13 protein-coding genes are annotated in these 15,367 nt (G+C 51.1%); 11 read left to right on the top strand and 2 right to left on the bottom strand.

Features of this window, described 5'->3' with window-relative positions; translation table 11 throughout:
• The first annotated feature begins 18 nt into the window (after nucleotides 1-18).
• From PSAB_RS09280 to PSAB_RS09295, 4 genes are all read left to right on the top strand, one after another.
• Nucleotides 19-1,008: a Gfo/Idh/MocA family protein gene (locus tag PSAB_RS09280; protein ID WP_025334304.1), complete on the top strand. Its 990-nt coding sequence runs from the start codon at nucleotides 19-21 to the stop codon at nucleotides 1,006-1,008.
• 57 nt (nucleotides 1,009-1,065) lie between these two features.
• The gene (locus PSAB_RS09285; RefSeq protein ID WP_025334305.1) at nucleotides 1,066-2,052 is read left to right on the top strand and encodes a Gfo/Idh/MocA family protein; all 987 of its coding nucleotides are present in this window, start codon (nucleotides 1,066-1,068) and stop codon (nucleotides 2,050-2,052) included.
• 312 nt (nucleotides 2,053-2,364) lie between these two features.
• Nucleotides 2,365-3,810 carry an FAD/NAD(P)-binding protein gene (locus PSAB_RS09290; RefSeq protein WP_025334306.1) on the top strand — a complete coding sequence of 482 codons (1,446 nt, stop codon included), beginning with the start codon at nucleotides 2,365-2,367 and terminating at the stop codon, nucleotides 3,808-3,810.
• Nucleotides 3,811-3,966: 156 nt separating this feature from the next.
• Nucleotides 3,967-4,869 (top strand): helix-turn-helix domain-containing protein, encoded by a 903-nt coding sequence (locus PSAB_RS09295; RefSeq protein ID WP_025334307.1) that lies wholly within the window; start codon nucleotides 3,967-3,969, stop codon nucleotides 4,867-4,869.
• Between the two features lie 215 nt (nucleotides 4,870-5,084).
• Here the strand turns inward: PSAB_RS09295 and PSAB_RS09300 are convergent, their stop codons facing one another.
• Nucleotides 5,085-5,591 (bottom strand): MerR family transcriptional regulator, encoded by a 507-nt coding sequence (locus tag PSAB_RS09300; protein ID WP_025334308.1) that lies wholly within the window; start codon nucleotides 5,589-5,591, stop codon nucleotides 5,085-5,087.
• A 179-nt stretch (nucleotides 5,592-5,770) separates the two neighbouring features.
• Between PSAB_RS09300 and PSAB_RS09305 the strand changes: the two genes are divergently transcribed.
• From PSAB_RS09305 to PSAB_RS09335, 7 genes are all read left to right on the top strand, one after another.
• A complete protein-coding gene (locus PSAB_RS09305) occupies nucleotides 5,771-6,628 on the top strand; it encodes an SDR family NAD(P)-dependent oxidoreductase (RefSeq protein ID WP_025334309.1) in 858 nt (285 codons plus the stop codon).
• A gap of 217 nt (nucleotides 6,629-6,845) precedes the next feature.
• Nucleotides 6,846-7,232: a hypothetical protein gene (locus PSAB_RS09310; RefSeq protein ID WP_025334310.1), complete on the top strand. Its 387-nt coding sequence runs from the start codon at nucleotides 6,846-6,848 to the stop codon at nucleotides 7,230-7,232.
• Nucleotides 7,233-7,648: 416 nt separating this feature from the next.
• Nucleotides 7,649-8,404 carry a class I SAM-dependent methyltransferase gene (locus PSAB_RS09315; protein WP_025334311.1) on the top strand — a complete coding sequence of 252 codons (756 nt, stop codon included), beginning with the start codon at nucleotides 7,649-7,651 and terminating at the stop codon, nucleotides 8,402-8,404.
• Between the two features lie 209 nt (nucleotides 8,405-8,613).
• A complete protein-coding gene (locus tag PSAB_RS09320; RefSeq protein WP_025334312.1) occupies nucleotides 8,614-9,729 on the top strand; it encodes a DUF4037 domain-containing protein in 1,116 nt (371 codons plus the stop codon).
• 449 nt (nucleotides 9,730-10,178) lie between these two features.
• Complete coding sequence (locus PSAB_RS09325) at nucleotides 10,179-10,973, top strand: TIGR00266 family protein (RefSeq protein WP_025334313.1); 795 nt, start codon at nucleotides 10,179-10,181, stop codon at nucleotides 10,971-10,973.
• A 306-nt stretch (nucleotides 10,974-11,279) separates the two neighbouring features.
• Nucleotides 11,280-12,356, top strand: coding sequence for a substrate-binding domain-containing protein (locus tag PSAB_RS09330; protein ID WP_025334314.1), 1,077 nt, complete (start codon nucleotides 11,280-11,282; stop codon nucleotides 12,354-12,356).
• Between the two features lie 17 nt (nucleotides 12,357-12,373).
• Nucleotides 12,374-14,065: a HAMP domain-containing methyl-accepting chemotaxis protein gene (locus PSAB_RS09335; protein WP_025334315.1), complete on the top strand. Its 1,692-nt coding sequence runs from the start codon at nucleotides 12,374-12,376 to the stop codon at nucleotides 14,063-14,065.
• A gap of 318 nt (nucleotides 14,066-14,383) precedes the next feature.
• Here PSAB_RS09335 and PSAB_RS09340 read toward each other — a convergent pair whose 3' ends face one another.
• Nucleotides 14,384-15,133, bottom strand: coding sequence for a YqjF family protein (locus tag PSAB_RS09340; RefSeq protein WP_051529752.1), 750 nt, complete (start codon nucleotides 15,131-15,133; stop codon nucleotides 14,384-14,386).
• Nucleotides 15,134-15,367 lie beyond the last annotated feature (234 nt).

The following is a 15,367-nucleotide window of genomic DNA, read 5'->3' on the forward strand; positions in this document are numbered from 1 at the left end:
AAAGGAGACGATTCCAGAATGAAGAATGTGTTGTTGATTGGCGCCGGCACGATGGGGAGAACGCATGCGGAAGCCTATTCGGCCATGAAGGATGTGTCTTTGGCGGGTATCGTCGATTCGGATGCGGCCGCGGCGGGCAAAGCAGCTGAGCGGTTCGGTACCCGTTCGTTCGGCAGCTATGAGGAAGCGATGATGGAGCTGGATACGGTCGACGTGGTTGACATCTGTCTGCCAACGTATCTGCACCGGGAGTACGTGCTCAAGGCGGCGGATGACGGCAAGCACATCATTTGCGAAAAACCGCTGGCCGGCAGCTTGAAGGACGCGCGCGAAATGATCGACTACTGCAAGGACAAGAAGATCCGGCTGTTTGTGGGACATGTGGTGAGATTCTTCCCGGAATATGTTCAGGCCAGACAGGTAATGGAGCAGAAAGGTCTGGGTGATATCGCCATGGTAAGGGCCAGCCGGACCTCAGGATTTCCGCGCGCCTGGCAGAACTGGTATGCGGATACGAGCAAGAGCGGCGGTCTGCTGCTCGACCTGTCCATCCATGATTTCGATTATTTGCGCTGGTGCTTCGGGGAAGTGGAGCGGGTATTCGCCAAAGCCTATGTTCCGGAATCTTCAGAGGGCGGCGGCTACGCACTGACAACGCTAACCTTCCGCAGCGGCGTAATTGCCCATGTCGAAGGCTCGTGGTCCCATCAGAAATTTACGACTTCCTTCGAAATCGCGGGAACCGACGGGATTATTGATTTCAACAGCGCGAGCGACAATCCGATCCTGTCCTTCCGGAAGGCGCCGGACCAGCCGCAGGAGGGCGCTGCCGTTCCGGAAAGCCCGCTGCTGAAAACGCCTTATTACCGGGAGCTGGCCCATTTTCTGTCTTGTATGGAGACGGGGGAAGAACCGATCGTTACCGCCGAGGACGCGTACCAGGCGCTGGCCATCTCGCTGGCAGCCATTGAATCGTCCCGCAGCGGCACGCCCGTGGCAATTGCTTAAGTGTCCGGGCGTTAGGACGCCTCATCTCAAAATTAACAAGTACAGGAGGGTCTTATGATTAAAATAGGCATAGCCAGTTTTGCTCATATGCATGCCATGGGCTATATGGACGCTTTATTGCAGATTGACGGCGCGGAGCTGGCCGGAATCTGGGACGAGGATGCGGAGAAGGGGCAGGAGATAGCCGGCCGTTATCAGACGGCGTACTATCCCGAGCTGAATCAGCTGATCGGCAGCGGGATCGACGCGGTCATCGTCTGCTCCGAGAACGTGCGGCATATTGATTGTGTCATGGCGGCCGCCGGGGCGGGCAAGCATGTTCTGTGCGAGAAGCCGCTGGCTACCCGGGTAGAGGATGCGCTGGCGATGATCGCGGCCTGCCGGGAGAACGGAGTGCTTCTCCAGACCGCTTTTCCCGTCCGGTTCCAAACCTCGATCAGGCGGGGCAAGGAGCTGCTGGACAGCGGTGTGTACGGCAAAATTCTTGCCATGAAAGGGACGAACCGAGGGCGCATTCCCGGCGGCTGGTTCCTGGATAAGGAGCTGTCCGGCGGGGGAGCGGTGATGGACCATACCGTTCATGTCGTTGACGTCATGCGCTGGTATATGGGCGCGGAAGTGACGAATGTGTACGCCGAGGCCGCCAGCCGGTTCTCGGAAGGGAAGATCGACGACTGCGGCATCCTGACGATGGAGTTCGACAACGGGGTGTTCGCCAGCCTGGACTGCAGCTGGTCACGGAACAGGAACTTCCCGACCTGGGGGGACGTAACGCTGGATGTGATCTGCGAGTACGGTGTGCTGTCGATCAATGCCTTCAATCAGAAAATGAGCGTGTATCGCAATGACAACGGCGTGAGCTGGGACTACTGGGGAGACAATATGGATCTGGAGCTGATCCGCGATTTTGTCCGGTCGGTCAGCGAAGGAGCGAAGACCCCCTCGGTAACCGGGGAAGACGGGCTGCGGGCGCTTGAAGTCGCACTGGCCGCTTACCGGTCGGCCGAGGACCATCGGCCCGCTCCAATCACCCTGGTCCGTTGAGCGGGCAGGCGCATTCTTTTTGGCAATCCCCAGGGATGGTTTGATCCCGGGGGATTTTTGCTGAGCGGGCGAGTCTCCGGCTTTTTGCTGAGGGGCGGAGTTCCCCCTCTTTTTGCTCGATATGTAATGTTCTCTTCCATTCATTCGGCTTGTGTGCACGGATTGTTAGTTATGATGCACAATTAATAGTAAGAAATTTAGGTATTATGACAATTAACATGCCATCGACATTTAAACGGCGTATCAGACAATATATAATTGGAGTAATAGCACATATGCTGATTTAAACGCCACTGAAAGGTATGAGGAAGCATGAGTCTGGAAGCTTTGAACGAACGAGTGAAAACCGATCTTTCCTACCTTGCCTTCGGAGGCGCGGATTGGGTGCAGCCGAAGGAGCACTCCGAAGGGCATGTCTATGACGTCGTCATTGTCGGAGGAGGCCAAAGCGGCCTGGCTGCAGCTTTCGGCCTGCTGCGTGAACGGGTATCGAATATTCTGGTTATTGATGAGAACCCCGAAGGACTGGAAGGACCGTGGGAAACCTATGCGCGAATGGTGACGCTGCGCACGCCCAAGCATTTAACTTCTGTCGACCTTGGCATCCCTTCCCTGACCTTCCGCTCCTGGTGGGAAGCGCAGTTCGGACCGGAGGGCTGGGAAGAGGTCGTTAAGATTCCGCGGGGCGATTGGATGAACTATCTGCGCTGGTACCGGCAGATTCTGGGTCTGCCGGTTATCAACGATGTGAAGCTGAAGCTGATCGAGCCTGCTGGTGGCGGGGTCCATCGCTTGCATATTGAAGGAGCGGGAGCGCCTGCGGCGCACCTGCTGGCGCGAAAGGTCGTACTGGCCACCGGCATTCAGGGAGGCGGCGAGTGGCATGTGCCTCCGATGATTGCCGATAAGCTGCCAGGACATCTGTACGCCCATACTTCGGAGATGATCGATTTCGAGAGCCTTAAAGGCAAGAAAATCGGGATTCTCGGCGGCGGGGCTTCCGCCTTCGATAATGCCAATTTCGCCTTGTCGAGCGGCGTGGCCGAAGCCCATGTCTTTGTCCGCCGGGAGAAGCTGCCAACTGTCAATCCGATCCGCCAGATGGAGTCCTCGGGGATGATTGAACGATATCATGTACTGTCGGATGCCGATAAATATGCGGTGATCTCCCATTTCTTCAAGTTCAATCAGCCGCCGACCAACGATACGTTCGAACGCGCGGCATCATGGCCCGGATTTCAGCTGCATCTCGGCTCACCATGGCTTGATGTAGAGACGGACGGCGAGGGAGTCGTCGTGACCACACCTAAAGGCAAGTTTACCTTCGATTATCTCATTGTCAGCACCGGCCTGCTCAGCGATCCGAGCCTGCGTCCGGAGTTTCGGCTGATCGAGAGCCACATTGCCCGCTGGTCCGATGTGTACAAAGCTCCGGAGGAAGCGGCCAATCCGCTGCTTGACGCGCATCCTTATCTTAGCCCCGGCTTTGCGCTCACGAGTCGTGACGCAGCGGGAGAGCCGCTGCTCCATGGGCTCTTTATCTTCAACTATTCGGCTCTGGCCAGCTGCGGCCTGTCGGCTTCTGCGATTTCGGGGACGAAGAACGCGGTTCCCAAGCTTGTGACCGGAGTGGCAGATCAGCTGTTTCTTGATGACCGCGAAGAGATTTTGCAGTCTTTCCTGGACTATAACGAGGATGAATTCGTCGGCGTGTGGCCGATACAAACGGCGGATGACAAGCTTGAGCAAAAAATATAGATCGTATTCACCAAGGCGCCCGGGTATCCGGGCGTTTGTTGTTTTATGATAAGGTGAACCGTATCATAAATAAGGGCAAGTTTTAATTGTGCAACTCGAATCAAGTATGCGAAGATCGCCGGTGATATGATCGAAGGGAAAGGAGGGAGGACTTCCATGTACGAATGGAATGAAATGGTCCAACTTATGGTGGATTGGGTGGAGACCAATATAACGGAGAGTTCATCTCTATTGAAGATGTCGGAGCAGTTAGGGTATTCCCCCTTTTATTGTTCCAAGCAGTTCAACCAACTGACCGGAATGACATTACGGGATTACGTCTGGACCCGAAGAATCAGCCGTGCCGCCTTGGAGCTCCGCGACACGGACCAGCGCGTTCTGGATATTGCCGTAAAGTATGGATTCTCATCACAAGAGGCGTTTACACGAGCTTTCAACAAGGCTTTTCAGCTCTCCCCCGCAGCCTACCAAAAAGCTCCCCGACCTATTCCGTTGGCTATTCGTCAGGAGGTATTCTCGCCTTATCATTATTTGATCAAGGAGCGTGATAAGATGAGCAAGGTACATTTGCAATCGGCGGAGATCAAAGTCGAGTTCATACCAACGCACAAATTTATCGGGATCTGGGACATTTCCGTAACAAACTATGGGGACTTCTGGGGAAACGGGCACTCTTGTGACGAGGTCAGCGGCACGTTGGAGAGTATGTCAAACAACACACTTCCCGGACAGCTGGGACAGACCGCAGGATGGTTTTACCAGAGCGGACAAAAGGGATATTTGTATGGCATCCCAGTTTCAACGGAGTACGACGGACCGATTCCGGCAGGAATGGAATGCAGGGATATTCCAGAGTCGGAGTATCTGGTCTTTTTCCACCCGCCGTTCAATTACCTGAAGGATAATGGTGCCGTTATGGGAATGGTTGAAGACGTGGCGTGGTCCTTCGACCCTAAAAGTCTGGGGTATCAGTGGGATGAATTGATCAAGCAAGATTACCAGCGGCATTTTCCAGAGGGGTATGGTTATGCGGTGCTGCGGCCGGTGAAAAGGTTATAGTACTAGAAAGTGAAATAATGGGGCACCGACCATAGCTGGATTACGGAAGGCCATCCTGCAAAGGATGGCCTTAAAACTTGCCGTTACAGACATCGCGGTGAACCGTACCACAAATAGTGGTAAAGCAGAAAATCGAACTGAACGTTGATACTGCATAGATATTTCTTAAAGGCCGCCAAAGTCTCCTGCACTTTCTCTCTTATGATGTTTCGAGCTTATTTTACGGAAGCCGGTGACTTTCCCGTTTTGGCTGATACAGAAAAATAACTCATCTCAACAGGTGAGACGGGCTTTGATTTCGGTTCCCCTCTCAGTTTCTCCGACACGCCGTCCTGGCTTTCATCTGAGCAATCCCGGCGGTATCTTCCCTCCTCCAGCTTCATGTCGATAAAATCGACGACCTGCTGCAGCGAGGCGATTTGGCTGACGATATTTTCCCGGTGGCTCCTTATGTGCTCCACCAGCTCGGGATATTCCGCGGGATCGGTGTCGGCGGAGACCGCCAAAAACGGCCGCATTTTCTCCAGCGGCATCCCCGTTTTTTTCAGGCAGGACATCAGCCGGATCGTATTGATGTCCTCCTGCCGGTAGATGCGGTGCCCGTTGTCCTTCCGGTCCGCCCGGCGTAGCAGCGCGATCTTTTCGTAATAACGGATCGCATCCTCGGAAATTCCGGTTTGCTCGGCGGTTTGCTTTATTGTAAAGGTTTGCTCTGCCATCATCCTGTTCCCTCCCGGAGATTGCTTTTTTTGTGCATTATACATCTTGGTGCTGGCTCCAAGTCAAGTCTCTTATCCTTAGGACAAAAACTTTGTTTACGTGCCTTGACTTGGAGTCGACTCCAAGTTATAGAATGTGCGCTATCAGGGGGAAATATCCCGACATCAGGAGGAGACGTACAATGAACACGAACCAACGTGAAAATATCGCACTGATTACAGGCGCAAGCAACGGGATCGGGTTGGAATTAACACGGAAGTTGCTTTCGGAGGAATGGCAGGTGGTTGCTTTGAACCGTTCCGACTTTCCTGCGGATGATATGAGAATCCAAAAAGCTATCAATAGTGGATGGCTTCGCATTTATAAAATAACGGATCTCGCCGATTATGCCAGCTTGAGACGTACTTTGGAAGAGATCAAAGGAAAGGAGCGGCGGATCGACATCTTGTTCAACAATGCCGGCGCGAGCTTTCCCGAGCTAAGTTATTCGAAACAAAGGCGTGAGAAACATTATGAACTGATGACGGTCGTTCCGTATATCATTCTGATGGAATTGAAGGAACTCTTAAAAAACGGCAGCTTAAAAACGGTGGTCAATACCTCATCTTCAGCACTAAACTATGTGAAAGAGTTTAATATCGAAACCCTGGAACGCCCCAAAACCTTCCGCAAACTGCTCGGTCCTTATGCCACTTCAAAGCTGGCGCTTTCGCTGTGGACTCAGGCTATCGCATCGCAGCTTGCCAAGGAAGGCATTAAGATCCGCAGCGTTGACCCCGGCGGCAATAATACGCTAAGAAAAGGAGAAAAATCCGGACTGCCCATAATGGTTAATTTGCTAATGAAGCTGTTTTTCTCTCCGCCTACCCACGGCGCGAACCAGTTGTATGAGGGGGCCCTCGGGGAACACCGTAATGAGACCGGCGTGTTTTTGCTGAAAGGTAAGGTTGCAGATTTAAAATTTAAAGATCAAGCGCTGAACGTTTTGGAAAGAATTCATGCGATTTACAAACACGAATTTCTTGGTGAGCGCACCTGAGGACATGCTCCTTCTTTCATCCGCGAATCTCAATATATCTACAGAAGACGATTCCTTTATGGAATTTGCTTTATAAGTGATATTGATAAAAAGGCGGCTTAATTTCATTACCGTTCAGCTTCGGCTGGGCGGGGATTTTTTCTTGGCATCCGCCCAAGCGCCCTTTCCGCGAATGCATATGATGATTATGCCTATACATTGAAAGGAGCGATCACATATGGGATTTTTTCCAACGCCGGGACCCGGCCAAGGACTTCCAGGGTTTCCGGGCGGACCTGGCGTGCCGGGAGGACCGGGGTTTCCAGGTGGATTTCCCGGGACTCCGGGACTTCCGGGGGGTGCACCGGGAGGCGTTCAAGCGCCGACGGCTCCTCCACCGCAATTCGTACCGCAAATGCCGGCCACCACATTTGCCATCGACCCCGGCGGGATCAGACGCTGCCTGTTCCGCAACACATACATTTGGCTGAACAACGGCGAGCAATTTTGGTTCTACCCGGTATTCGTCGGGCGTAATTCTATTGCTGGGTTCAGATGGTTCGGTTTCTTCTGGGCGTACTTCGGCATTGATTTGAATCGGATTAGCTCGTTCACCTGCTTCTAATGTAGACAGTGAAAGAGAACAGCCTGCGGGCTGTTGGCGCGGTGAACCGTACCACAAGTAACGGTAAGTTTTTTTGGGAAATCCCGCAGCAGGGTTGGGAGGGCGCCTTGCTTGGAATGGGTTTGGGATGGGCCAGATTCGGCAGAAAAGTCTGCTAAAAGGGGCTTCTGAGAGCTTTTTGGTCTACAGGATGATGCGGTATCTGGAGGGGACTTTTGCTTGCGGAAAGCAAAAGCCCCCTCTCCGTTTTGGCGGAAGGGGCCAGTTCGCAGGTTTTGAGCTGCCGGATTAGGCGGTCTTCGGCCTCGACCAGCTCGTACGTCTCTTGTTGGTTTTCGTTCACATCCAGTATGGAACAACAGGTAAACTTTTTTCGTCTTATAAGTATAGGCTCAGACAAATGGAGGAGTATGGTGATGGACATAAATCAATCATTTTCAAACAGAGTTAAAGATTATGTGAAATATCGTCCGACATATCCTAGTGATGCAATAGATTATTTATATGATATTGTCAAACTTGATGAGAATTCGACCGTAGCTGATATTGGGGCAGGAACAGGAAAATTATCTAAATTACTAGTTGAAAGAGGTACTAATGTTATTGCAGTCGAACCAGATCAGGAAATGCGAAAAGCTTCTGAACAAATACTTGGACATGAATCCAACTTTCGTGCTGTGGCAGGTTCAGCAGAATCAACATGTTTACGTGACAATTCCGTAGACTTTATAGTTTGTGCACAGGCGTTCCACTGGTTCGATCGTACGGTTACAAAAATAGAATTTAAACGAATTCTAAAAGAACATGGTAAGGTTATTTTAGTTTGGAATACACGTCAAACAAAAGGAACCCCTTTTTTAGAAGGGATAGAACATTTATTGCTTAACTATGGTATTGATTATTCTGAAGTGAATCACAAAAACATTTCTGAAGATAAACTGCAATTATTCTATAAAGAAAATACGATGGAGAAGTCCGTTTTTAAAATAGAACAATTATTTGATTTTGAGGGTCTACGTGGAAGAGTAATGTCTTCCTCCTATACTCCTATGCCTGAACACCCTAACTACGGACCTATGATGGACGAATTAAAAAAGTTATTTAATCGATATGAGAAAAACGGTAAAGTACCTTATACATATGAAACAGAGTTATATTGGGGGGAGATTTAATGCGCTTCTTTTATGTATAAATGAAAAAAGCCCAGAAAATTTTCCGGCTTCTCAAGTAAATATGGGACTGCGATATTTCACCAAGACTTCAATCTAAATGATAACAGAACCCAAAAGAATAGTCTAGTAATTTTTAGGTCAAATGTTAACATTAGGGTACCGGTAAAAATAATGTGGGTGCGCACAGCTACATGGGATGGAGTTAGCCAATGAAGGGTTTAGACTTAAGTGAGGAGTTTTATTGGGAGATCGTAAGGCCAATAATAGCCTGTCGTTTCCCACAACTGTTGGAAAAACATGCTGCTGGATTAATTGGTTATGGCTCAGATGTCTTAGGTTATGATGATGATTTATCAAGAGATCATGAATGGGGAGCGAGATGCTACATTTGGTTGCTTGACTCGGACTATGATGAGTACGCTACATCCCTAAATCAAGCATTTGACGAAGAAGTTCCAATTTTATTCAAGGGATATCCCTCTCGTTTTTCCGTAGATGAATTCAATGAGGTGCTTGTACCGTATAATGGAAAAAGCAATATACATCATATTGCAATTACTAGTGTTTCTCGGCATATGCGAATCCAATTGGGATTGCATACTTCTCAGCTCTCCATTTACGATTGGTTAGTAATTCCTGAACAAAAATTGATAGAGTGGACAAGAGGAAAGATTTTTACGGATCCTGTAGGCGAAATAACTGAAGTACGAAAGACTCTTTCTTATCTACCTGAAGATGTATGGCGGTATAAATTGAAATATGCATGGAGCTCATTTCGTCATCTCTATGTGGCAAGGCTCACAGATATTAGAGGAGAGTCATTATCAGCTAGATTAATCATAAACAGAATGGTAGAGAAAGCAATCCAATTGGTTTTTCTCTATAACAAAAGTTATCGACCTGGTACTTACAAATGGATTTCGAAGGAACTGGCACAGACCAGTCCTTTAGCCAATGAGTTGATTGAACTTCTTGAAGGTATCATCATGGAACCTTGTGTTACAAAAGCAGTTGAACAAATCGAGGGTGTATTAGCGATACTAGTAAAACAACATAATGACATGAAGTTGACGGAATATATCGAACTTGAACCTCCCATCTTCTACGCAAGAGGTTTACAATCCTATTCTTATATTAATGTAGAGGATGCGTTATTTTCTTCGTTACCTAAAGGACTTCAACATCTTGAAATACCAGGAGCTTTGGACCAATTTGTCACCAGTGAACATATATTGGTATGGGCAGAACATTACTCGAAGTTCAAGCCAATATACAGTATAAAGTCCGACATAAAAAGAATTGGAATAGGTGATATGATTGTTTAGTCGTATTGGTAGTTAATTTTGCTTAACATTGAGCATACAGCAACCAGATAATATGTGAATGGTCATTCCTGAGGGATGGCCATTTTTCAAAACTTGCCGTTACAGATAGCGCGGAGAACCATATCATCAAAAGGGGCAAATCCACGATTCATAATTTATGCAGACTCTGGCCCCGATGTAGACCTGGGTCTGCATTTTTTATGGCTATACGGTTTAGCGATGTAAAGATCAGGATGTTCTTAACGCGACAACATCTTTCTGATGGACTATACAAGGGCTTGGACAGGCACCCCATCTGTTGAAGCAGCCAAGAGGAATCGGAATGCGCCGATTCGCATAAGGTTAATTTCGGGTTCCGGTGAAACCGCTCCGGCTTGCCGGACGTATTAACGCTCAAACGGCCGAAAGAGGAAGAGGTCTTGAACTAACCTTTAGGAGGAATTGGAATTATGGCAGCTCATGAAATCGATTATGTCATTATGGGTGAAGAAATGCAGTGCGTGGAGGTTCAGCTTGATCCTGGCGAGAGCGTCATTGCGGAAGCGGGCAGCTTCATGATGATGGACCCGGAAATCCGTATGGAGACGATCTTCGGAGACGGCAGCGGTTCGAATCAAGGCGGCGGACTGATGGGCAAGCTGATGGGCGCAGGCAAAAGAGTGCTGACCGGCGAAAGTCTGTTCATGACCGTATTCACGCACGCCGGAGGCTACGGGCGGAAATCCGTCACATTCGCCGCTCCGTATCCGGGGAAAATTATCCCGCTCGACCTTCTGCAATACAACGGGAAAATCATCTGTCAAAAGGACGCCTTTCTCTGCGCCGCGAAGGGTGTATCCGTCGGGATTGAATTTCAGCGCCGGCTTGGTGCCGGATTCTTCGGCGGCGAAGGATTCATTATGCAGAAGCTGGAAGGCGACGGCCTGGCCTTCGTCCATTCCGGCGGCTACGTCATGGAGAGAACGCTCCAGCCCGGAGAAGTGATCCGGCTGGACACGGGTTGTCTTGTCGCCATGACCTCGTCGGTGGACTACGATATCGAGATGGTCAAGGGCATCAAGACGGCCCTGTTCGGCGGCGAAGGCCTGTTCTTCGCTACGCTGCGCGGACCGGGCAAGATTTGGGTTCAGTCGCTGCCGTTCAACCGGATGGCCGACCGTATTCTGTCCGCAGCCCGCGGCACGGGACGCAAGGAAGAGGGCAGCATCCTCGGCGGACTGGGTAATCTGCTGGACGGCAGATAATCGGATAGGAAGAGGCTTTCATTGGGGCCGTTAAACACATGGAGCTGTCGTGTGTTTAACGGCTTTTTGTATGCGCGATGATAACGAAAAGCGGGGGGCGGGGATAATGCTATCCCACGTGAATTATTTACGGGAATGTATAACAAAAGACAGGGATTATGTCGATAATCACGAAAACTGGTACGAACTCACGCAACGCATGGATGCATGAAAGGATTGGCCTGCTGTCCCTGGACAATGGCCTGCATGTGTACCAGTTACTCAGGCTCTTGGACTCAGGGTCTGTCTATTTAGGGGGTTAAGCTGATGAAAACAAAGAGAAAATCTGTCCGCTTCCTGTATATGCTATGCGTGACGGGAATGCTGGGGTGGACAGTGTCATGCTCATCCGGAAGCGTCCCGCCGAAAGCGCAGCAAGCGGCCGAGTCTGCTTCGGCCGAAGCAAGCGGCAGCGAAGGCGGGGCCGTCGAACAGAGAGCAAAGGCGGCCGCTGACTCGGGAAAGCAAGGCGAGGTGACAATCGGAGCCGTTCTACTAGATGAGACTGACCGGTATCTTACCTATCTGGCGCAGAACATGAAGCGGGAGGCTCAGGCCGAGCCGGGAACGTCGCTTGAAATCAAATATTCCGGCGAAGATGCGAAACTCCAAGCCGAACAGGTGGAGGAGCTGCTTGCGGCGGGGGTAAACGCCATCGTGTTTATTCCGCTGAACGCGGAGCAATCGGTCAAGCTGTCAAAACGGATTCAGGACGCCGGAATTCCGGCCATTGTCCTTTGCCGCGCTTATGAAGGGGTGGAGAAGGCGACGGCATACGTCGGCTCCGATCAGCCGCCTTCTGCAGAATCGCCCCCCGATGCCGCCGGAATTCTGGAGATGAGCGAGATCGCCAAATTGCTGGGGGGACAGGGGAATATTGCGCTGATCGACGGGGGACAAGGAGAGAAGCGGGCCGATGATATCAAGAGTGTCATTGCCCGGCACCCGGGACTGAAGCTGGTGCATGAAGGAAGCGCTTCGCATGACCGGTATCAGGCGCTGCTGCTCATGTCGGACTGGCTGAAGGCCGGCCAACCGATTGACGCTGTCGTGGCGACTAATGACGAAATGGCGATCGGAGCGATTCTCGCCGCGCGGTTGGAGGGCAAAGAGAAGAATATACGGTTTGCGGGAGTCGACGGCACGATGCAGGCTCTGGAACTGATGAAGATGGGCAGCATTGATGTCACTGTCTTTCAGAATGCGGCTGAACAGGGTAAGCAGGCAGTAAAGGTCGCGCTCAAAGCCGCAAAGGGCTTAAGCTTCTCCAAAAATACATACGTCCCATATGAGCTGGTCACTGCAAATCAAACGGACCAGTATATTGCCAAATGGAAAAATTAGGAGAGGAGGGAGCGTCATTGCGTTTATCTATTGCACATAAATTATTGGCCGGATTTTTGATAGTCGCCATCATTTCCGGTTGTGCGGGTGTGAGCTACATCCAGTCCATGCGAAAGGTGCAGAGGACCATGGCGAAGGTTCTGGAACAGCATGTGAAGGTGAAGGAACAGGCGGACAACCTGAAATTCTATGCCATATCGCAAAACAGCAATCTGCAGTCGTATTTGCTGAATCAGGATACGTTCTATCATATGAAGCTGCAGACCGACAACAGCCGAACGGAGCAGCTTCTGGATGAGATGTCTCCCCTGCTTGCGGAGCAGCCGGAGAGTCGCAAGATGATTGATCTGATGAAAAGCATGAACCGGTATTACAGCGAGAAGGCCGAGACGCTGTTCGCGCTGCCGAAGGAATCTTTGGAAGGCACTTTTTTGGAGGCCAAGACTGATCTGATGCTGATGGGTGACTCTATCGTTCACTATGCCCAGCAGCTCTCGGATGAACAAAACCGGGAAATGCTGGCGGTCAAGGCGGCTCTGGATCGGACGAATGCTGAGGCGATTCGAATCACTATGGCGATCGGAATTGCCGTCTTCGTTCTTGCGGTCGGAATCGGCTTGTACATGGCCCGTCTGATATCCCGGCCGATCCGGCAGCTGTCCTCGGCGGTGCGATCCATTTCCGAAGGGAATTTGGGAGGGGAGCCTCTCGTTCTGAAGCAGAAGGATGAATTAGGCGTGCTGGCAGAAGCCTTTGGCCGGATGCAAGACAACCTGAGAGTCATTGTCAAGGAAATTAACGAGAGCACCGAGCAGCTAATCACGATATCCGCAGAGGTGGCGGCAGGTACGGAAGAGACGAGCCGGGCGGCGGAGCATATGGCTGCCGTGATGAGCGATTTGGCCACTACAAGCGGCAGCCGGGTGGAGGCGACGAAGCAAGGGCAGGAAGCGGTTATGGCCGTCGATGCCGATATCCGAAATATCGATCGGAACAGCCAAGCCGCGATGGATGTCGCCAGACAAGCGCAGGATATGGCTGTATTGGGTGAATCGGGGCTTGCCGGTGCGGTTAGCCAGATGAACACGATCCGGGAGCGGATGGAGGATATCGAGCGGACGATGGAATCCCTTGAGAAGCGCTCCGCCGAAATCGAAGTAATGAACAACGTCATTTCCTCAATCGGGGTGCAGACCAATCTTCTGTCGTTAAATGCGGCAATTGAAGCTGCACGGGCCGGCGAGCAGGGAAGGGGATTTGCGGTCGTAACGACAGAAATCCGCAAGCTGGCCAATGAAACCAACGCTTCGGCGGAAAAAGTCCGAGCGCTGGTTCAGGCGATACAGAGCGATACGCGGCAGGTTGGCCTGTCGGTCAGGGAAATGAATGACGAGGTGGCGCAAGGCGTACAGACCACCAGTTCCGTCAGTGAATTGTTCGAGAGGATCAAGAGTCTGACCAATGATACTACGGGTGAAATTCACGAGGTAACCGAAGCGCTGCATCATTTATCCGGGCACTCCGAGAAAATCGTCTATACGATGGACCGGATATCGGAGATGACGAAGACTGTGGCGGAGAGTACGGAAAGTGTGGGAGCCGCCACCGAGCAGCAGCTTGCCTGCATGGAGCAGAATTCGGCGCATACCTCCATGCTGCATGAAATGTCGGCCAAGCTTCGTCAGACGGTCCTGCATTTCAAGCTGTAGCTCTAGCGTAAGAGTTCCTGATGTTTTCGGCGGCTTTCCGTTGTTCTTGACCTTTTCAATGTTTATAATCAGAGGATAAGGAGCAGAACGCGGTGCCCGAGATTCCCTTTTCTGTGGTTTGACGGCAAGGCCGGGGAAGAGATAAATTTCTATACCTCGATCTTTTAGAAAAAGCGGTTAGAGTGATGAACGCGTTACTTCATATGGACAAGCTGAATATTGAAACGCTAAAGAGGTTATAGGACGGAGCGTTCTCTTGCCCGTTTCCGGCTCATAAAAATCGCCTTTGACCGGACTCTCCCGAATCGGGAGGTCCGGTCAGACCTCTTTCATCGGCCAAATCAGCGCGTCCAGACGATCTGTATAGGTGACGGCCGAAGGAGCGGAGTCCAGGGATATTCCATAGGCTTCGGCCAGCGTGTTGGCCTTCAGATGAATAGAAGCTTCCTGTAACGGCCAAGGAAGGTGATGGATATCCATTTCAAACAGCCGTCCCTTCAGGTCTGAAGTATACAGGCAGTAGCGCTCGGTCAGCCAATAGAGAAGGGTGCCAATCCGGGCATGAAACAGAGGCCCTTCGGCCGCTTGATATTCGGCGCTAAACACCGCTTGCTGCGATCCCTTACGTCTTGAGCTTGTAAAAGTGACTCCGGATTCGGAAAATCTAGCCTTCATATCGGCATAATGATACGGCAAGTGTCCGATCCGGCGCGCCGCCAGGACAACCGGCCGGCTGGAGGCTTCCAGGCCAAGAAAAAGAACACCCGGTTTGCCGTTCCGGATAACGTAGGTTCGTACATTCAGCTCCAGAAAGCGGCTGGCCAAAGGAAGGGGAGGAATACCCCTCAGCCTTAGCGGTTTCACAAGAAAAGGAGACATGCTGACCCACGGCGTGCCCTGCCATTTATCTAGCTCGAGACCGCCCGGCACGTATGGCTGCAGTTCCCGTTCAACCGCCGGCCAGTGTGCGAACAGCAGATGATTCCAGCCCTGCTTCATTGCCCACGATCCTTTGGGTAGCGGGTATGGCCGATGATTTGTATGCGCAAGGATCTCCCGGTTGTCCACGGAGCGCACCTCCTTCAAGAGTTTTCCTTTTATTATTTCCCTCCCGGCACATGAATTATCGTTGGGGCGTTATCGCTGTGCGTTTCCGGCTAAGTCCCTTGATTGGTGCGGGAAAATATACTGACGACTTTAAAGAGGGGAAGGAAAACCGGCAGCCTTTATGGAATTTTATAGTGGATATGGCAGGGAAGCTTGGACACTGACGGGTATTAGTTGAGGTTTTGGATTTTTGCT

The sequence above is a fragment of the Paenibacillus sabinae T27 genome (assembly GCF_000612505.1).
Taxonomy (GTDB): Bacteria; Bacillota; Bacilli; order Paenibacillales; family Paenibacillaceae; genus Paenibacillus_AQ; species Paenibacillus_AQ sabinae.